General features: G+C 43.3%; 20 protein-coding genes. 15 read left to right on the forward strand and 5 right to left on the reverse strand.

Annotation, left to right across the window (positions count from 1 at the left end; genetic code table 11):
• Positions 1–38: 38 nt before the first annotated feature.
• From ACFSMW_RS08610 to ACFSMW_RS08635, 6 genes are all read left to right on the forward strand, one after another.
• Positions 39–1295 (forward strand): argininosuccinate synthase, encoded by a 1257-nt coding sequence (locus ACFSMW_RS08610; RefSeq protein ID WP_390354832.1) that lies wholly within the window; start codon positions 39–41, stop codon positions 1293–1295.
• Complete coding sequence (argH, locus tag ACFSMW_RS08615) at positions 1292–2734, forward strand: argininosuccinate lyase (RefSeq protein WP_390354834.1); 1443 nt, start codon at positions 1292–1294, stop codon at positions 2732–2734. The genes ACFSMW_RS08610 and argH overlap by 4 nt, the downstream gene beginning before the upstream one ends.
• Positions 2731–3711: an ornithine carbamoyltransferase gene (gene argF, locus ACFSMW_RS08620; protein WP_390354835.1), complete on the forward strand. Its 981-nt coding sequence runs from the start codon at positions 2731–2733 to the stop codon at positions 3709–3711. The genes argH and argF overlap by 4 nt, the downstream gene beginning before the upstream one ends.
• 155 nt (positions 3712–3866) lie before the next feature.
• A complete protein-coding gene (locus ACFSMW_RS08625; RefSeq protein ID WP_390354837.1) occupies positions 3867–4217 on the forward strand; it encodes a YflT domain-containing protein in 351 nt (116 codons plus the stop codon).
• Between the two features lie 197 nt (positions 4218–4414).
• Complete coding sequence (locus ACFSMW_RS08630; RefSeq protein ID WP_390354839.1) at positions 4415–5062, forward strand: SDR family oxidoreductase; 648 nt, start codon at positions 4415–4417, stop codon at positions 5060–5062.
• A gap of 68 nt (positions 5063–5130) precedes the next feature.
• A complete protein-coding gene (locus ACFSMW_RS08635) occupies positions 5131–5280 on the forward strand; it encodes a hypothetical protein (RefSeq protein ID WP_390354841.1) in 150 nt (49 codons plus the stop codon).
• A gap of 85 nt (positions 5281–5365) precedes the next feature.
• On the opposite strand, the gene ACFSMW_RS08640 is transcribed toward ACFSMW_RS08635, so the two are convergent.
• Together ACFSMW_RS08640 and htpX are read right to left on the reverse strand one after the other, a co-directional pair.
• On the reverse strand, positions 5366–6427 hold the full coding sequence (locus tag ACFSMW_RS08640) for an NAD(P)/FAD-dependent oxidoreductase (protein ID WP_390354842.1): 1062 nt from the start codon (positions 6425–6427) through the stop codon (positions 5366–5368).
• Between the two features lie 344 nt (positions 6428–6771).
• Entirely contained in the window at positions 6772–7644 is an 873-nt protein-coding gene (gene htpX, locus ACFSMW_RS08645) for a protease HtpX (RefSeq protein ID WP_390354844.1), read from the reverse strand.
• Positions 7645–7803: 159 nt separating this feature from the next.
• On the opposite strand from htpX, the gene ACFSMW_RS08650 reads away from it, so the two are divergent.
• The 4 genes from ACFSMW_RS08650 (at position 7804) to wrbA (ending at position 11062) form a co-directional block, all read left to right on the forward strand.
• Complete coding sequence (locus tag ACFSMW_RS08650; RefSeq protein ID WP_390354846.1) at positions 7804–8286, forward strand: PaaI family thioesterase; 483 nt, start codon at positions 7804–7806, stop codon at positions 8284–8286.
• Between the two features lie 80 nt (positions 8287–8366).
• Positions 8367–9296 carry an aldo/keto reductase gene (locus tag ACFSMW_RS08655; protein WP_390354848.1) on the forward strand — a complete coding sequence of 310 codons (930 nt, stop codon included), beginning with the start codon at positions 8367–8369 and terminating at the stop codon, positions 9294–9296.
• Positions 9297–9470: 174 nt separating this feature from the next.
• Positions 9471–10151, forward strand: coding sequence for a phosphoribosylaminoimidazolesuccinocarboxamide synthase (locus ACFSMW_RS08660; protein ID WP_390354850.1), 681 nt, complete (start codon positions 9471–9473; stop codon positions 10149–10151).
• Positions 10152–10459: 308 nt separating this feature from the next.
• On the forward strand, positions 10460–11062 hold the full coding sequence (gene wrbA, locus ACFSMW_RS08665; protein WP_390354851.1) for an NAD(P)H:quinone oxidoreductase: 603 nt from the start codon (positions 10460–10462) through the stop codon (positions 11060–11062).
• Positions 11063–11169: 107 nt separating this feature from the next.
• On the opposite strand, the gene ACFSMW_RS08670 is transcribed toward wrbA, so the two are convergent.
• Positions 11170–12393, reverse strand: coding sequence for an MFS transporter (locus ACFSMW_RS08670; protein WP_390354852.1), 1224 nt, complete (start codon positions 12391–12393; stop codon positions 11170–11172).
• Between the two features lie 164 nt (positions 12394–12557).
• Here ACFSMW_RS08670 and ACFSMW_RS08675 point away from each other — a divergent pair, with 164 nt between their 5' ends.
• The 3 genes from ACFSMW_RS08675 to ACFSMW_RS08685 are packed head-to-tail and all read left to right on the forward strand — an operon-like array spanning position 12558 to position 13824.
• Positions 12558–13139, forward strand: coding sequence for a TetR/AcrR family transcriptional regulator (locus ACFSMW_RS08675; protein WP_390354853.1), 582 nt, complete (start codon positions 12558–12560; stop codon positions 13137–13139).
• 38 nt (positions 13140–13177) lie between these two features.
• Positions 13178–13510, forward strand: coding sequence for a DMT family transporter (locus ACFSMW_RS08680; protein WP_390354855.1), 333 nt, complete (start codon positions 13178–13180; stop codon positions 13508–13510).
• The gene (locus ACFSMW_RS08685) at positions 13510–13824 is read left to right on the forward strand and encodes a DMT family transporter (protein ID WP_390354857.1); all 315 of its coding nucleotides are present in this window, start codon (positions 13510–13512) and stop codon (positions 13822–13824) included. Before ACFSMW_RS08680 ends, ACFSMW_RS08685 begins: the two co-directional genes overlap by 1 nt.
• 106 nt (positions 13825–13930) lie before the next feature.
• Here the strand turns inward: ACFSMW_RS08685 and ACFSMW_RS08690 are convergent, their stop codons facing one another.
• Complete coding sequence (locus tag ACFSMW_RS08690) at positions 13931–14950, reverse strand: LLM class flavin-dependent oxidoreductase (protein WP_390354859.1); 1020 nt, start codon at positions 14948–14950, stop codon at positions 13931–13933.
• Between the two features lie 132 nt (positions 14951–15082).
• On the opposite strand from ACFSMW_RS08690, the gene ACFSMW_RS08695 reads away from it, so the two are divergent.
• Entirely contained in the window at positions 15083–16249 is a 1167-nt protein-coding gene (locus tag ACFSMW_RS08695) for a lactate 2-monooxygenase (RefSeq protein WP_390354861.1), read from the forward strand.
• A 197-nt stretch (positions 16250–16446) separates the two neighbouring features.
• Positions 16447–17511 carry a dual-specificity RNA methyltransferase RlmN gene (rlmN, locus tag ACFSMW_RS08700; protein WP_390354863.1) on the forward strand — a complete coding sequence of 355 codons (1065 nt, stop codon included), beginning with the start codon at positions 16447–16449 and terminating at the stop codon, positions 17509–17511.
• Between the two features lie 918 nt (positions 17512–18429).
• On the opposite strand, the gene ACFSMW_RS08705 is transcribed toward rlmN, so the two are convergent.
• Complete coding sequence (locus tag ACFSMW_RS08705; RefSeq protein WP_390354865.1) at positions 18430–19686, reverse strand: GGDEF domain-containing protein; 1257 nt, start codon at positions 19684–19686, stop codon at positions 18430–18432.
• Positions 19687–19759 lie beyond the last annotated feature (73 nt).

Consider the following 19759-nt stretch of genomic DNA (forward strand, 5'->3'; position numbering starts at 1 on the left):
AGAATAAATATACAACACATAGATAACGGAGGGGTAGTATGGCTAAGGAAAAAGTGGTATTGGCATATTCGGGTGGTTTAGATACATCAGTGGCTATCAAATGGTTACAGGACAAATATGAATATGATGTCATTGCAGTGGCTTTGGATGTCGGGGAAGGCAAAGATTTGGACTTTGTACAAAAGAAAGCACTGCAGGTAGGTGCGATCAAGTCGTACTGTATTGATGCAAAAGCATTGCTTGCTGAGGAGTATGTATTGCCTGCCTTGCAGGCGAATGCACTCTATGAAGGAAAATACCCATTGATATCTGCTTTGTCGCGACCCTTGATAGCAAAGATCCTTACTGAAATCGCGCATAAAGAAGGAGCATCTGCTATTGCACATGGCTGTACCGGAAAAGGTAACGACCAAGTGCGTTTCGATGTGGCTTTCACAGCGCTGGCACCAGAATTGAAAATCGTTGCCCCTGTTCGGGAGTGGGCAATGTCACGTGAAGAGGAAATCGCTTATGCACAACAAAATGGCATAGCTATTCCGATTGATGTCGATAATCCGTTCAGCATCGATCAAAATTTGTGGGGACGCAGCAATGAATGCGGTGTGCTGGAAGACCCATGGGCTACACCGCCTGAAGAAGCATTCGATCTGACCGCTTCACTTAAAGATGCACCAGATGAACCGGAAACACTAGAGATTACATTTGCAGCAGGCAAGCCGGTTGCTTTAAACGGTGAATCACTGCCATTAGATGAATTGATTTTGCAATTAAATAAGCTGGCAGGAGCTCATGGCGTCGGCAGAATCGATCATGTGGAAAATCGTTTGGTCGGCATTAAATCAAGGGAGATTTATGAAGCGCCTGCAGCTGTAACGCTGATTGCTGCCCACCAGGAATTAGAAGCGCTGACATTGACGAGGGAGGTTGCCGAGTTCAAGCCAATTATTGAACAAAAGCTGTCCCAGGCCATCTATTACGGACTATGGTATTCCCCGTTAACCAGCGCATTGAAGTCGTTTATCAGCGAAACGCAAAAAACGGTCAGCGGTAAAGTACGTTTGCAGCTGTATAAAGGTCATGTGCAAGTGACTGGACGTGTCTCAGAACAATCACTATATCAAATGGACCTGGCGACTTATACAAAGGAAGACAGTTTCGACCATGATGCGGCGCTTGGTTTTATCAAATTATGGGGTTTGCCAACAGAGGTACATGCGAAAGTGAATCAAAATGAAAACAAGCAATCTCTGCTTGAAAAAGCAAAACCTGATGTAAAAGAGACGGTGCAGTCATGAAACTGTGGGGGGGGCGTTTCACGAAACCTACGAATGAGCTGGTAGACGAATATACGGCATCGATCCACTTTGATAAAAGACTGGCGAAACAAGATGTCATTGGCAGCATGGCACACGTCGAGATGCTGAAGCAGTGTGATATTCTTTCTGAAACCGAAGCGGGAAATATTCAGGACGGTTTGCGTGCCATCGCTGAGAAAATAGCGGCTGGGAAAGTAAAAATGCATGTAGAAAACGAAGATATCCACATGAATATCGAAAAACTCCTGATAGATGAAATTGGCCCTGTGGGTGGAAAGCTTCATACCGGACGCAGCCGTAACGATCAGGTAGCGCTGGATATGAGATTGTATCTGCGAGAAGAATTACTTGAGCTGATTTCACTGGCGGCTTCGTTACAAGAGGCCCTTGCAAATACAGCAGAGGAGCAGGCAGACACGCTCATGCCGGGATATACCCATCTGCAAAGAGCACAGCCTGTGTCTTTTGCCCACCATTTGCTTGCCTACATTTTTATGCTGCAGCGTGATATTGAACGCCTGCAGGAGAGCTGGAAGCGGGTTAATAAGTCTCCGCTTGGGGCTGGGGCTTTGGCCGGAACAACTTTTCCAATTGATCGGTATATCGTCAGCGATCTGCTTGGCATGGACGGTATATGTGATAATAGTCTGGATGCTGTAAGTGACCGGGACTTTGTTGTTGAATTTCTTGCGAACGCCTCCTTGCTCATAGCCCATTTATCGAGACTATGTGAGGAACTCGTGATTTGGTCCAGTGCTGAATTTAAATTCATTGAATTGGATGATGCCTTCTGTACGGGCAGCAGCATGATGCCGCAAAAGAAAAACCCGGACGTGGCTGAGCTCGTGCGTGGTAAGAGTGGCCGTGTGTATGGCAATTTGATGGGAATGTTAACCACTCTGAAAGGTCTTCCGCTGGCATATAACAAAGATATGCAAGAAGACAAAGAAGGGATGTTTGACACGGTAGATACATTAAAAGGCGCATTACAGCTTTTCTCACCCATGATCGAAAGCATGAGGGTGAATAAGGAAAAAATGCAACAGGCGGTAAGTGACGATTTCTCAAATGCTACTGATTTAGCAGATTACCTCGTTTCAAAAGGACTGCCGTTTCGAGAAGCACATGCTGTTGTAGGACAGATTGTGTTGTATTGTATACAACAAGGCGACAAGTTCATTCTCGATCTTTCGCTTGCGGAAATGAAAAGCTTTTCGGACCTGATTGATGAAGATATTTACCAAGCGTTGACAGGGATGGCAGTCGTCAATGCGCGTGACGTCGCTGGGGGTACAGCTATCAATCGTGTCCATGAACAACTGCAGACAGTGGAATGTCTTTTGCAGGAAACGGATGAATGGACAGCTCAAAAGTATGAAAAACTAACATCTGTAAAGGAAGGTGCTCACTTATCATGAATACTGCTTCTGTCAAAGAGAAACCAGAAAAAACATTGATTGGAAAAGATTTGTTGACCCTGTCCGCATATAGTGCCGGAGAAGTGCAGTATATACTTGATTTGGCAGCAACACTGAAGGAATACCATAAAAAAGAACGACCCACGGAGCTTTTAAAAGGAAAAATGCTGGGAATGATATTTGCAAAGCCTTCAACAAGAACACGAATTTCCTTCGAAGCAGGTATGTTCCAGCTTGGCGGCAGCGCTATGTTCCTGAAAGAAGAAGACATGCAGCTCTCCAGGGGAGAAAGTATTGCTGATACAGCTAAGGTACTATCAGGCTATTTGGATGGTATCATGATTCGCACATTTTCACAGGAGATGGTAGAAGAGCTGGCAGCGCATGCGTCTATCCCGGTCATCAACGGGTTGACGGATTTATATCACCCATGCCAGGCACTCGCAGATTTATTGACAATTGAAGAAAATAAGGGAAGCCTTGTGGGTTTAAAAATTACTTATATTGGTGATGGCAATAATGTCTCTCATTCCCTGCTAATTGCTGCTGCAATGATGGGGATGGACATTGCGGTGGCGACTCCGCCTGGGTGTGAACCGTCTCACGCAGTGGTTCAGCAGGCGAAAAAGCTGGCGGCTGCCTCAGGAGGGAAGGTGACTGTCACCAATGATGCTTTCTCGGCCGTTTTCAAGGCAGATGCAGTTTATACGGATGTTTGGACAAGTATGGGGCAAGAAGGAAAAGATAAAAATGAATTATTTTCCAAATTTCAAGTAAATCAAAAAATGATGCATGAAGCGAAGCCAGATGCAATATTCATGCACTGTTTACCTGCTCATCGCGGGCAGGAAGTCGCTTCAGAAGTGATGGATTCCAAACAATCTGCCGTGTTTCAGCAGGCTGAAAACAGGCTGCACGCACAAAAAGCCTTATTGGCTATACTGCTTGGCGGGCATCCGGAAAAGTTACATGCTTAGTGAAAGAGTTCAAAAAATCATCCACAGCAAGCGGATGATTTTTTTGCGTAATCACATATAACGCTTGCTTGCTGACGGGTGTGCTGCGATGTTTAGCCAATCCCAAAACGGGAATATCATTATCAACAACAACAATAAGGAGGATAATTTAAGGTATGAAACCATTTGTAAAAGAATATAAAAATGATGAACAGCTGCAAAATGACGTAAGAGTGCTAAAGGACAAAGGAGTATCTAAAGAGAACATCTATATTTTATCCCACGACGATGATCGGACGAAAAGGGTGGCCGGAAATGCCGGTGCAAACACAGTTGGAATCCAGGAAATGGATTTCGGAAATGCGGTAGGCAACCTTTTCAATAAAAAAGGGGATGAATTGCGCAACAAGCTGAATGATATGGGCTTCTCACAAGCTGAGGCAGAAAAATATGAAGAGGACATGGACCAGGGGAATGTATTGCTTATGGTAGAGAACAGCCCGGAAGCAGCAACTTATCTTGTTTAGTATAGAAAAATATGGCAGGCGTACATAGTTGAGGTGCGCCTGCCATTTTTGCAAGTGAGAAATTCCCGCGGTAAGATACCAAACACCGCTTTTAACCAAGCGCAATTATTTAATGATAGCAGTTTTGTCAACCGTACATCGATTAGCAAAATAGGCAAAAACAAGCCTAAATATATGATCATGAGGAGAAATTGGATATGAAAGTTTTAGTAGCAGGTGCAAATGGAAAAATAGGTCGTAAACTCGTGGATATGCTGCAAGATGGCGATAAGCATACTGTAAAAGCCATGGTCCGCAAAAAGGAACAGGCCGGCGCTTTCAAGGAAGCCGGAGTAGAGACGGTATTGGCTAATCTGGAGGATCCTGTCAATGAACTTGCAGCAGCGGCAAAAGGCTGTGATGCGATTGTGTTCACAGCAGGTTCGGGCGGTTCCACTGGCCCAGATAAAACCTTACTTGTCGATTTGGATGGAGCGGTTAAAATGATGGAAGCAGCTGGAGTCGCTGGTATTAAGCGCTTTGTCATTGTCAGCGCGCTTCAAGCGGATAATCGGGAGAATTGGAATGAAAAAATTAAGCCGTATTATGTCGCGAAATATTATGCTGATCTGGAATTGATGCGAAGCAGCCTGGATTATACGATTGTACGGCCAGGAGGTTTGCTTGATGATGCTGGAACCGGGAAAGTAACAGTTGGAAAACAGCTCACCGGGGGTAGTATTCCAAGGGAAGATGTTGCAAGAATCATCTGCACATTGCTTGATGACAGTAATTCATATCGCCGGGCTTTCGATGTTGTGTCAGGGGATACAGACATAGCGGATGCATTGCAGCAGCTTGCTTAAGAAATACCCTTACATTGTATAGTTTTTGTCACTTGCTCAAAAACTAATACATGAAGGAGGGGATGTACTTGGTCAATAAGGAAAAAGAATTCAACAATCAATTTAAGGAAAATAAAAATGCAGGAGAACACCGCAATGGCCGACTGAGTCAATTTAAAAACCACAATTCGCAAGGTGAAGAAGAACCAAACGAATATATCAGCAAAAAACAAAGATAAAGCAAAAGGATGCGTACCGCCTGGTGCGCATCCTTTTAAAATAAGCATTGGATGTACGATAAAAAATAAAAGGTTTTCTAACGTATTAATGACGCTTGCTCAGCCAGAGTACACCGGACTTGGCGAGTCGGGGCAGAAATCCGGTGAATGGCTGTTGGAACATATTTCCAAACCCGTCGTTTCTGCCTAGCGAACCAAGTGTCCCTTTCAGTTTGATAGGCCTTGGAATTTTTGGCTCTTTGCCGTGAACAATAGTATGCAGGACATCTGCGACTTGCTCTCCTTGTGCGCCAGCAAGCTGGGCACTGGGAGAAAATTCGGATGATGCACAATCACCGACAACATAAATGTTAGTCTGTTGAGGTATTTGAAAAAATTCATTGACGACCAATTTATCCTGGCGATCTTTTGTAAAGGGAAGGTCTCTTGATACGTGGTGCGGCTGTACACCTGCAGTCCATATGGTTGTATCATTCACATAACAGACACCGTTATTGCAAACGCCGTCTTTTTCCACATATTCCACGTCAGCATGATGCAATACTTCTACACCGTTTTTTAAAAACCAATCTTCTACATATGCCCGAATTCTGGCATCAAAAGCCTTTAAGACGGATCCACCTCTGTCAAGCAAGCGGATATTCAGATCTTTTCTGCTTTCCCTGATTTCTGCAGCCACTTCAATACCACTTAAGCCAGCACCGACAATGGTCGCTTTACCATAGGCTTTCAGATTACAAACAGCAAGACCTGTACTTCTGGCTTGGCTGAAAGACTGCACACTATGGGTGAACTCCTCAGCACCAGGCACACCGTGGTAGTTATCCTCGCAGCCTAATCCGAAAACAAGATAGTCGTATGATACAATGTCATTCGAATCATGGAATAGGATTTGCTGGTTTTCCGTATCTACTTTTTTCACGTCATGAAAAATATATTGTATGCGGTCATCTTCAGGGAAATCCAAGCGAACATCTCTTTCCGCAGCAGTCCCCGCAGCAATGGTGAAGAATTCTGTTTTCAATGATTGATACGGGTTTTTATCGACCAGGGTGATTTGTACATCATCCGGCAGGTTCCGGCTGAGCAACCCGATGAGCACTTTAATGCCGCCATAGCCTCCGCCTAGAATAACGATATGTCTCATGCATTTCCCTCCAGGTAAAATAAAAGATAGTATAAAAGCACTTCCAATAATCCTACTCAAGGTTATCAAAAAAAACGTAGGAATACCAGAAAAATTTGGAAGAGGGAAACCCGGTGCCACCAAAGGTAATACAGTTATGAAATGTGATTCCAATGCGGGATTTGGAGCTGGGATTCAACATAAGGAGTCAAAACAAGTTGGGGAAGGTTAAATAGAGGTGAGAAGCTTTGGCAGCCGAGAAGCAGGAAGGTTCGTAAAAAAAGTATCACGCTATCTAAAAAGCACTTGAACTATATCTTCCTCAGATTTCAGGAGAAACAGTGTCAAGTGCATTTTAAGTCATTTTATTGCAATCGGCTGATCCGCTCATCTAAATCAGGATGCGTGGCGAAAATGGAAGCTCTACGTTTTCCGTTGATTTTCAGTGTAGACATGGCAGTCTGTTCATCACCGCGAATACGATTTGTGTAGTGCTTCAAGGATTCTAATGCGTGACGCATTTTGTCTTTCCCAGCCAAATCTGCCCCGCCCTTATCCGCGTGAAATTCTCTGTGTCTGGAGTAAGCGAAAACAACGAGACTGCCCAAAATGGAAAAAATGAGCTGAAATATAATAATCGCAAGGAAGTGGACAATCGGTGCCATTTCTTCCTTAACAAATCGTGATGCAATAAAGGCGGCGATGCGTGCAAGGAATACGACAAAAGTGTTTACGACGCCTTGCAAAAGGGTCATGGTGACCATATCACCGTTGGCAATGTGTGCCACTTCGTGTGCGAGGACCCCTTCTACCGCATCGTCATCCATTTCTTGCAGCAGTCCTGTTGAAACAGCTACAAGAGAACGTTTCTTGGATGGTCCAGTCGCAAATGCATTCACTTCTGCAGAATGATAAATACCTACTTCGGGCATATGCATTAATCCAGCTGCACGACAAAGACGATGCACTTTTTCAACGAGCTGCCGTTCGCTTTCGGACATGTTGCTGTTGGTGTTGATGACTTGTACACCCATCATTTTCTTGGCCATCCATCGTGACATCAACAGTGAAATAAATGAACCGGTGAAACCGACAATAGCACTAAAAATCAGCAAATCGATCAAGTTGATTTGTCCATTTTCAATGTACCAGCCTCGGCCAATCAAAGAGAAAATGATACCAATCGTAAGTACGACCAAAATATTTGTCAGCAAATAATAAACAATCCGCTTACCCATAAATTCCCCTCATTCTTATATGTTTTTTAACAATAGTTAGACAAACTCATATTAAGATTCATTATATGTGGTCAAACGTTTAAAAACAACCATTATCATAGAAAACGATTTCAAAGTTTTCCGGATGGTATGATACAATGAGGAAAAGGGGGAATTTACATGACTACGACGCAAGTTACCTATGCTATTCAGGATGAGTACGCCGATGATTACTCTTTTTGCTATGGCTGCGGCAAACTGAATGCCGATGGATTGCATATCCGGACAGGCTGGATAGGAGATAAAACCGTTACTATCTTTCATCCGAGAAAAGAACATACAGCTATTCCTGGCTTTGTCTATGGCGGATTGATCGCCTCCATCATTGACTGCCATGGCACGGGGTCTGCTGCTTTGGCCTTGCACCGCAAAAATGGCCATGAACCCGGTGATGGCATAGAACCGCCGCGTTTTGTGACAGCCTCATTGCATGTTGACTTTTTGAAGCCGACACCACATGAAACCCCGCTGAAACTGGTCGGAACCGTCGAAGAAGTTCATCCTAAAAAATGGATAGTACATACGGAACTTTTCGCCGGTGATACGTGCTGCGTTAAAGGCGAGGTGGTCGCAGCGCTAATGCCTAAAACGATGATGAAATGATTTAGCAGTCTGCGCCTGAATGTTTGAAAGGAAGCATGACAGGTTACATGGACGTAAAACCTAAAAAAGGATGATAGTGCATGAATAAAGTAACCATGGGGAAAACCGATTTTCAGGTTCATCCAGTCGGACTCGGTACAAATGCAGTCGGAGGACATAATTTATACCCCAATTTGGATGAGGAAAAGGGGAAAGAAGTTGTTCGCACAGGCATAAGAAATGGTTTAGATTTTGTCGATACTGCTTTCATCTATGGCGAGGGCCGCTCGGAAGAATTAACCGGCCAAGTCATAAAAGAAGAAGGCAACCGTCATCATATCGTTTTGGCCACAAAAGGCTCCCATAAAAAGTCAGGCAGCGATTATGTTCACGATAACCACCCTGAGTTTTTGAAGGAATGTGTCGACGCCAGTCTAAAACGGCTGCAGACAGACTATATCGATTTGTTTTATATTCATTTTCCTGATGAGAACACGCCAAAATATGAAGCTGTCGGCGCGCTGAAGGAGATGAAAGATGCTGGTAAAATTCGGGCTATCGGTGTTTCTAACTTCACCACTGACCAATTAAAAGAAGCGAATATGGATGGATATGTGGATGTGTACCAGGGAGAATATAATCTGTTGTTCCGCGGCGCGGAGAAGGAAATCTTCCCGTATGCCACAGAGCAAAATATCTCCTTTGTCCCTTATTTTCCGTTCGCATCAGGAATTTTGACAGGGAAATATGATGAAAATACGATGTTTGATGATTTTCGCTCGGAAAAACCGCACTTGCAAGGTGAAGCATTCTTAAAAAATCTTGCAAAAGTTGAACAACTGAAAGAGATCGCGCACAGTAAAGGAGTCGATACTGCAAATCTGGTGCTTGCTTGGTATCTGACACAGAAACCGATCGATGTCGTGATTCCAGGAGCGAAAAAGCCTGCACAGGTCCTTGCTAATTTGAAGGCTGCAGAAGTGACATTGAATGAGAAAGAGATTTCGGAAATCAAAAGAATATTCAGCTGACTCCCTGCATAAGGCACGTACAACACTATTGCTGTATGTGCCTTTATGTAATCAAGAAAAAAATGAAAAATGCAAATGGTCTATTGTCGCAGGTTTTACCTGTTGGTATAATGAAGGCGAAACTTTACATATGAATTGCGAATCACATACCAACACACAGAGAGGATTTGTCGCATGAAACCTATTTATACCGGGAAAACAAAAGATGTGTATGGACTTGAGGACGGCAATTATCTATTGAAATTTAAAGATGATGTGACAGGTGAGAACGGTGTATTCGATCCGGGGGCCAATACAGTTGGTCTGACAATGGAAGGTGCAGGGAAAGCCGGTCTTCGCCTGACATCGTTTTTCTTTGAAAAACTGAAAGAACATGGGATTCCTACGCATTATCTGGATGCCGATATCGCAGCCCGAACAATGAAAGTAGTTCCGGCGACCGTTTTTGGGGAAGGATTGGAAGTGATTTGCCGGTTCCGCGCTGTAGGCAGCTTTCTTAGACGTTATGAAAAATATGCAGAAGAGGGGCAGCCATTGGACGCATTCGTGGAAGTGACATTGAAGGATGATCAAAGGTTAGACCCCCCTATTTCGAAGGATGCACTTGATATGCTCGGCATTTTGTCAGCTGTAGAATATGATATACTGAAAGAACTGACACAGCAAATCGCGCGGATTATCCAAAAACAGCTTGCTGATAAAGATATGGATCTTTATGACATTAAATTAGAATTCGGGCGCGATACCAACGGTGAAATTCTATTGATTGACGAAATATCCGGTGGCAATATGCGTGTATATAAGGACGGCGAGTATGTACAGCCACTTGCACTTGAGAAAATAATGTTGGCATGATGAGCGGTTGCGGTAAAATGAAAGGAAAAAAAGCCGATTTCTGAAGTAAATGTAACCAGGGTATTCGCCGTATTGGCGAATACCTCTTTTTTTATGCAGAAAAATATTACGATTTAGGATTATTTTTTATTACTGACTTACTTGACATAACGTTAATAACGTATTATATTTATTACATAAAGTAACTAGGTTTCTGAAAGGAACTTAATGGTTACATAACTTTTTATAAACATGAGCGATTAGAATTGTTGGCATAAGGCATGCTAGGTTTGTAAAAAGAAATATAAATAAAAGGAGATTGATTTTATATGGCAAATGTTAAATTGTCTATCATTTATTACAGTTCCACAGGCACGAACCACCAAATGGCGAAGTGGGCTGAAGAAGCAGCGAAGGAAGCTGGAGCAGAGGTAAGACTGGTTAAAGTTCCTGAACTTGCTCCAAAAGAAGCAATTGCTACTAATCCACTCTGGCAAAAACATGTAGACAATACAGCGGATGTTCGTGAAGCAACTTCTGATGATTTGGACTGGGCAGACGCTGTGATTTTCAGTGTACCGACTCGCTTCGGTGTCATGGCTGCTCAAATGAAGCAATATCTTGATATGCAGGGTGGTTTATGGGCAACAGGCAAGACAGTCAATAAAGTTGTCAGTGCCATGTCCTCCGCACAAAACCCGCATGGCGGTCAGGAAGCAACCATACTTTCCCTTTATACTGCAATGATGCACTGGGGAGCGATTATTGCTGCACCAGGCTTTACAGATCCAGTTCTGTTCGGTGCTGGCGGAAACCCATACGGCACCAGCGTTAGCGTGGATCAAGACGGAAATATGGTGGAAGATGTGGAAGCAGCAGTCAAACACCAGGCAAAACGCACCATTGAAATAGCTCAACGTATCAAAGGTTAATGGGTTCATTCAAACGACAACCTTAACAAAGAAAAGCGCCTGTAGCCTTGTATAAACTAAAGTTTGAAAAAACCTGTACCACTAATTAAATCGTGGCACAGGTTTTTTTATTCAAATTGCATCCGCTTCGTTTGCTTTTGGGCCCCTGGCTTGATGAATATTAATGTTAATAGGCAGGCTACAACAGCTACTCCGGCAGTCGTCAAAAATAAAATCTGATGGGAGCTTTTAATAATAACGGAAAAGAGCGGGGGACCAAGCGCAACCCCTATAAAGCGCATACTGCTGTAGAAAGAACTGACAGTTCCTCTTTCTGATTTTTCAACCCCGGCAGTGATAAAAGTATCCAGACATGGCAGACTGACACCAATGCCGATTCCGCCCAAAAGTATTGCTCCAATAAGCATGTAAATGTTTTGCGTGAAACTAGTCAGAAAAACCGCCAAAGACAATATGAGACAGCCGATGAAGGTGATCCATTTCATCTTCAGCTTGTTTTCTCCAATTTTTCTGCCTGTGATGTAGGATGATAAAGACAGGGCTAAAAGCGGAATAGCCAGTATTAACCCGGTAAGCATCGTACTTGCATGATGTGTTTCTTCCAACAAGTTGGATAAATAAAACAATATACCAAAAAGGACATACATTAAAATACCGCCAATAGCAAAAACCGTGTAAATCCAGCGGCCCTTTTCCGAAAAAATATCTTTGACGGATGCGAGGAATTCTCTGATTGGCTGTGCTTCTCCCTTATCATCCTTAGGTACTTTTAAAAATAACATGACAAGAACAAGTGAAACGGCACAAAATACCGGAATGGCTAGCAAAGGCACAAACCAGGTAATAAGGGCAAGCGAAGCACCTATGATGGGACTAAGCACTTTACCTGCCGTGTTAGCTGTTTCGATCAAACCGAGATTACTGCTGACCTCTTTTTCATTTCGGTACATGTCTCCCACCAGGGGGAGTACAACAGGAAATGTACCAGCTGCTCCAACTCCTTGGACCAGTCTGCCAATGAGGATGAAATAGTATGAGTTATTGATAAAGATGGCGGAAATACCGCATATTAATCCGCCCGCAGCAGCAATGATGAGACTAGGGATAATGACCTTTTTACGGCCATATCGATCCGATAGATAGCCGGCTATCGGTATAAGGAAAATAGCTATCAAGGAATAAACCGTGATAATCAGACTGGCTTGAAAAGAACTGATATCCAGCTTTTTTTCCATAACGGGCAATACTGGAATTAGCATGGAGTTACCCAAGGTTATGACTAACGGAATGGATGCGATAGAGATAAGATCTAATGTTTTCTTTTCTTCCAATTTATATAGCCACCTTCATATTTATTATGTTTAGTTTATCCTGTGTAGCTGAAAATACATTGGAGGATAATGGAAAATCTACAGTGGTTTGCATTTAGAGTGAGAATGAAGTAAAATGGATTTAAAAATGACTGATAGTCAGTCATTTTTAAATGGAGGCGAATATGACAAAAAAATATCAAATAGCCAGCGCAGCCGTAAAAGTATTCCAAGAAAAAGGCATCGAGAATACAAAGGTATCTGACATTGTAAAAGAGGCTGGCGTTGCACAAGGCACTTTTTATTTATATTATCCTTCCAAACTGTCTGTAATGCCTGTCATCGCGGAAGAAATGGTGATGAAAATGCTTGGAGAGATTGAACGGCAGGTTCCAGGAAAAGCTACTTTCGCCGAGCAGCTGGAACAGGTCGTCAATATTGTTTTCAAGCTGACGAGCGAGTACCGGGACGTATTTGCATTGGTCTATGCTGGACTAGCCTCCACCAAATACCTCCAGAGCTGGGAAACTATTTACGCACCTTACTATGACTGGATGAGCGAATTTTTATCTAAGGCAAAAGCTTCTGGCAACATCAGCGAACTTATTCATCCGGAACAGAGTGCCGTCTTGTTGATCGGGCTGATTGAATCAGCAGCTGAACAGCTCTATCTGTATTCACATGCAGGCGATCAGGCGGCTGAATTGAAAAAGAAAGAGGTCACTGAATTTGCGGCTCGCGCACTCGGAATGGGAAGCTGCAAATGATTACAACAGGATTGAAAGAAACAGAGGTATGAAAACGAATGAATAAATCATGGTTATACGTTATATTGACAAGCCTGGCGGAGCTTGTCTGGATTTACGGGTTCAATACAGCACATGTGTGGTGGCATTGGGTATGGATCATCAGCTTTATATGCTTGGATCTTCATTTTTTGGCAAAGGCCTGTGAAAATCTGCCAACGGGTACGGTATACGCCATTTTTGCTGGATTTGGAACCATAGGTACATTTTTTATGGATTTGGTCTTATTTGATGAGGCAATTGGTTGGGGAAAAGTTGGTTTCATGGTGCTGATCATTGCTGGCGTCATCGGCTTGAAGCTTGCCGATAATCAGAAAGGAGCTGCACAATAATGGGATGGCTTTTTGTAACTTTGGCTGCTGTGAGTGAATTAGTCGGCGTACTTGGCCTGAATCTGTTCAGCAGAAAAAGGAATATTTGGCATGGTTTGATTTATGCGGGCGGACTTGGCTTGTCTTTCGCGTTCATCTACGCATCGTTTCAATATTTGCCGACTAGTGTCGCCTACGCCGTGTGGACAGGAATCGGTACTGCTGGCGCTGTTATCTTGAATATGCTGTTTTTTGGAGAATCCAAAAATGCTTTCCGCCTTGTCAGTTTACTCGCCATTATTGTCGGTGTTACCGGTTTAAAAGCCATATCATAGAAAGGCTGTTCCGAAAGTCACAGTAAGACCTTTGGAACAGCCTTTTTCTCCTATGGCAGCAAATTCATCAAAAATCGCTGTGCCACAAAATGGTTTTGTGCGTTTTTTATTCAAACAACTCAGCGACCAAATCATAGGAATGTAATCGCTTCTGAGGATCAAAAATTTGCGAGTTGATGATAATCTCATCGGCTTTCGTTTCCTCAATAAACCGGGCCAGCTTCACTCGGACGGTATCCAAATTACCGATAATCGTTGCTCGAGACAAGTTTTTCTTTGCGATTGCGGCAGATTCAATGGAAGAAAAGGCTTCTTTTGTATTTTTAAGAGGTGGTTGAAGCTTCCCAGGTGTTCCCCTGCGCAATGCAAGAAATTGTTGATCCTGCGAAGTGGCAAGATATTCTGCTTCTTCTTGACTATCTGCAGCAATGACATTTACGCCGAGCATGGTGTATGGCTTGTCGAGATCATCTGACGGATTAAAGTTTCGTCTGTACAGATTTAAAGCAGCATCCATATAATCGGGAGCGAAATGGCTGGCAAAGGAAAACGGCAATCCTTTTTCAGCAGAAAGCCTGGCGCTGAAATCACTGGAACCAAGCAGCCAAATGGGAATATCTGCCCCTTCTCCAGGTACTGCCTGAACCATAGCGGTGCCAGCAAAATAATCCTGCAGCTCCTCTACTTGACTTGGAAATTCTTCGACACGTTGGCGAAGATCTCTTCTAAGCGCGTAAGAGGTCATGTGGTCAGAACCGGGAGCTCTTCCTAAACCCAAATCGATACGCCCTGGGAACAATGAGGCGAGCGTGCCAAATTGCTCAGCAATGACCAGAGAAGCGTGGTTCGGCAGCATGATACCCCCAGAACCGATACGGATACGCTCTGTATGGTTGGCTATATGGCTGATGATGACAGATGTGGCTGAACTGGCAATGCCTGGCATACTATGGTGCTCTGCCAGCCAATAACGGTTGAATCCAAGATTTTCGGTGTGCTGTGCCAGTGCAACACTATGTTGAAAGGAAGTGGTCGCGTCGCTTCCTTCATTGATAGGAGCCAAATCCAGTACGGATAATGGAATGCCTTGAAATGTTTTACTGTTTTCTGCAGTTAATTGAAACAATGAGATATACCTCCTTTTATCGAAAAGCTTACGCTTATTTCTTGAAAAAAACCAATAAATGGATCGGGGATATATATGTAGCCGAATAATTCTGTTAACATGAAAGGATAATCAAAGAACAGGGGTGAGTTGGTGGAAAACATTGGAAATATTATCCAGTTTCAGTTATACAGCACAATGATGCATCCTGATCCGGGTAGACTGCCGGTTGTCTATGAAGAATGGGAAGATATGGCAAGGAAAACATTAGAAGATGGCCCGTACTATTATATTGCTGGCGGTGCAGGTGGAGAACAGACAATGAAAGCGAATTTGCGGGCGTTTGAAAAGTGGCAAATCGTACCAAGAATGCTGCGTGATGTAGAGATAAGGGACCTTTCAGTCAATCTCTTCGGAAATAAATTTCCTTATCCGATACTGCATGCACCGATCGGTGTGCAGTCAATCATACATCCTGATGGAGAGACAGCCTCTGCTAAAGCTTGTGCAGCACTAGGGGTGCCATATATTGCAAGTTCAGCTTCGACGGTGCCGATGGAAAAACTGGCAGAATTGATGGGGGACGCTCCGAAATGGTTTCAACTATACTGGAGCCGGGACCCTGACATAACAGCAAGTTTTTTGCGGCGTGCCGAGGACTGCGGGTATTCAGCGATTGTGGTGACACTGGATACACCAATGATGGCGTGGCGTGAATTTGATTTGAAAAATGTTTATTTACCGTTTCTTGCGGGTGAGGGGGTGGGTAATTATTTCACAGACCCTGCTTTTCTTTCAAAGCTGGAAAGAAATCCAAAAGAGGCCCCTGAAGCTGCCATTATGCATTGGACAAAGGTATTCGGCAACGCGGGTCTGACATGGAATGATATTGCTTTTTTACGGAAGCATACAAGTTTGCCGCTTATTCTGAAGGGTATACTTCACCCGGAAGATGCCAAGCTTGCAATAAAACATGGAGCAGATGGCATCATTGTTTCCAATCATGGGGGACGTCAGGTCGATGGGGCGATAGGAGCCTTGCATGCTTTGCCGAAGATTTGCGATGTCGTGCAGGACAAGATCCCCATTTTGATGGATAGCGGGATCAGAAGAGGATCGGATATCATCAAGGCGATGGCATTGGGCGCGAAAGCTGTTCTTGTCGGCAGACCCGCCATGTATGGACTTGCTGCAGCAGGAGAGCAAGGGGTAAAGGAAGTTTTACGGAATATGGTCGCTGATTTGGATATCACCCTTGGTCTTGCCGGACAAAGGGATGTAAAACAATTGGATCTATCTATTCTGTATAAAACATCATAATATCATATCCCTTTGGCGGGAATCACAGATTTTGATGTCTGCCTTTTAATAAATCGTTGCCATTTTGCCCATTTTTCGGTAGTATGGTAATGAATGAAACTAACGAGACGGATGAATACGTATGTGATGACGGCCTGTTTTGAATCTTGTATCATAGCAGTCCTTTTTTATATTGTTTTCAGGAAAAGAGGTTTACCATGTCGAAACCATCTATTTATAACATGACATTCGAGCAATTGACAGGATGGCTTGTCGAAAACGGACAAAAGAAATTTCGCGCGAAGCAGGTTTGGCACTGGCTGTATGAAAAGCGTGTCAACGCATTTTCGGAAATGCACAATGTGAATAATGATTGTATTGCTTTATTGGAGGAGAACTTCACGATCCATGCTTTAACAGAAGAAATCAAACAGGTTTCCAGTGATGGGACCATCAAATTTCTCTTCAAATTGCCCGACGGCAATTTGATTGAAACGGTACTTATGCGATTTCCGTATGGCTTGTCAGTATGTGTGACCACACAGGTTGGTTGTAATATCGGCTGTTCGTTTTGTGCAAGCGGATTGCTGCGCAAGAATCGTGATCTGTCTGCAGGCGAAATTGTAGAACAGATTATGCATGTGCAGGCACATCTCGATCAGGTTGGAAAGGAAGAAAGGGTCAGCCATATCGTGGTCATGGGAATTGGTGAACCGTTTGATAACTATGATAATCTGCTTGCCTTTTTAAATGTGGTTAATGATCAAAAAGGCTTGTCAATTGGCGCCCGTCATATTACTGTATCAACAAGCGGCCTTGCACATAAAATTTACCAGTTTGCCGACTTGAAGTCACAAGTCAATTTGGCCATTTCGCTTCATGCGCCAAACAACGAACTGCGCACTCAGATTATGAAAATCAACCGGGCGTTTCCAATTGAAAAATTGATGGCCTCCGTTGATTATTACTTGGAACAGACCAACCGTCGAATCACATTTGAATATATTATGCTTAAAGATGTCAACGACCATGAGGAAGAGGCATTACAGCTTGCCAGGCTTTTACACGATAAGCGGCACCTGTCCTACGTCAACCTGATTCCGTATAACACCGTTGATGAGCATAATCAGTACCAGCGCAGTGATACTGCTGTTATTCAGCATTTTTATGAAACACTTCAAAGCAAGAATATCAACTGCGGGGTCCGCTGGGAAAACGGGGCGGATATCGATGCTGCCTGTGGACAATTACGCAGCAAGCAAATAAAAAAGACCGCTGGTTAATATATAATAGAGAATGAAGAGCGCAGATTTTCGCGCTCTTCATTTTGTACTGGAATTCTTTTTGGAACTATTTCCGAAATAAACTATAAACGCCAGTTGTTTTTTTAATTAACTCAGCTTTCGCAGGCTGAAAAAGGCTGGTAAACCTTGAGGTAGTCGATCACCAGCTTCAGCTTACTACTATCTGACTTTTGATCTACATTTAAAGTTTCTTTCAAGCGATCTTCGCCTAGGTTGTTACTATTGAAGTTTGACAGCCAGTTTAATTGTCTAATAGGATTGCTGATGCCTCCGTCCGGATCGCTACGGCAGCACTCACAACGCACGCAGAAAAAGCGAGTTTCTTTTTCAAGGAGTCACCGCTCTGCGCTCATCCGAACTGGTATAGCTAATTACAAAAACTATTTACAATTCGCCATATTAGAGAACGCTATGATTAATAACACATACCAGCGGAGGAAAAACACGGAGACCCCTGTGGGAGCGAAGGCCTAGGTGAGACCCCGCAGTGCGATAGCACGAGGAGGCTCATCAGCCGCCCACGGAAAGCGCAGTGTTTTTCTGAAGTGGCCATTCAGCATTTTCATTTTTAACCACTTCGCATTTTATGTTTCTTCTAAGAAAATAAGAAAAATGCAACAATTTTTCAGAAGACTTCATTCGCATTGCAGGACAATAGTTAGTACAGGAGACTCTTCATATCCTTTGTCAGGAAAGACATAAAATTCCTTAAAAGACAATTGTTGATAAGCGAAAAATCAGGAAAATCTCACTGAGAAAGCTATATATTCATAGCTATCAATATGGTACGACTTGAAACGCCTTCCGTGGTCTTTAGCGCTGTGGACAGGTGTATATATCATGGCCCAGGCATGCTGATACGGCGGCAGTCCAGGCTGATGCTCCAGTATCCATTTTTCACAAAAAAGGCTCTTGTACTGCGTCTTTGCCATTTTTAGCAGAGAAACCGTTTTTACCCCGATCCTTTGTGAACAAAAGCAGATCATCCGCACTGACATAGGCAGATTTCATATCGATCAACTGATCAGTCTGGTGGTAATATAGGCCGAAAGTGGCTGTATACGCTATGAAGATGGGCTGGCCTTTAAATTCTGCTTCGGCAGGCTGGCAGGCGACGGATGAACGTATTTGTTCAACGAGCACAAGGCATTCATCATAGCTTCGATGCCGCAGGAAAATCGTGAATTCTTCTCCGCCGCTGCGAAATAAATAATCCTCATCCCGTAAGTGCTGGCGTAAAGTAGCTGCAAACTGTTGTATGACCCGGTCACCAACGGCATGATTGTATGAGTCGTTTATCCGCTTGAAATTATCTATGTCACATACGACAATTCCCAGCTCTTCAACGGATTGATCCAGTTCATTCATAATGTGGTCCATGAAAGCCCGGTTATGTACCTCGGTTAAAAAGTCTGTGTAGGCCATTTCTTTGAATTTATCCCTTTCCATCTTGTGCTGAAGCAGATTCGTTTTTTCAAAGAAAGAGCGGCTGACAAGATAATTCAGAAAGAACAAAGCAAATAGCATTTCCCAGCGCTGCTCGTTTAAAAATACAAATAGCAGGCCATTTGAGAAAGCTGTCTTGCCCATATCGAACAAGTTCCGTGTTTTAATAAATTCGAATGCTTCCTTGATAGATTTCATCTCCCCGCTTAGTGAAAAGACGGTGATCAGATAGCAATCTGATAGCAAAGAAACGATACTGACAATCAACATGATCAGCAGCCAAAACCCAAGATTTAAGGGGAGATGCTCAAGAGCGGGAGACAGCCAGATGAATAAGAAATATGCGATACTGTTATTCAACGCAAAAGCTCCGATATTATAAAACGTATGTATGAATTCTTCCTTATCAGCTGTTTTGGTCATTTTCCGTATCAAATAGACGATAAAACGCTGTACACCTTCGAAAATGAAGGCACCGAGTGGACCGGCAAGCAGACTGATGGCCAACCCATAGGATATACTATAGTCCATTCGAATTTTTCCTTTATTGACAATAACACTCAGATGAGAATATAACGTGGAAAAAATCCAGAAAAACAACAGGGCAATGAGGAAAGTGCCAGTATCCGTCATTAATTTACCGAATGAAATTGCTGTGGCTACAGAAACAAGAAATAGACACATGATGAATACATTAACACGTTTCATTTCCCCACCCCTTTTTAAAATAGGTCTTATTACCTATATCACCTATCATACCACACTATTTGGGAAAAATAGT

The sequence above is a fragment of the Tigheibacillus halophilus genome, from assembly GCF_042683165.1.
Classification (GTDB): Bacteria; Bacillota; Bacilli; order Bacillales; family Amphibacillaceae; genus Tigheibacillus; species Tigheibacillus halophilus.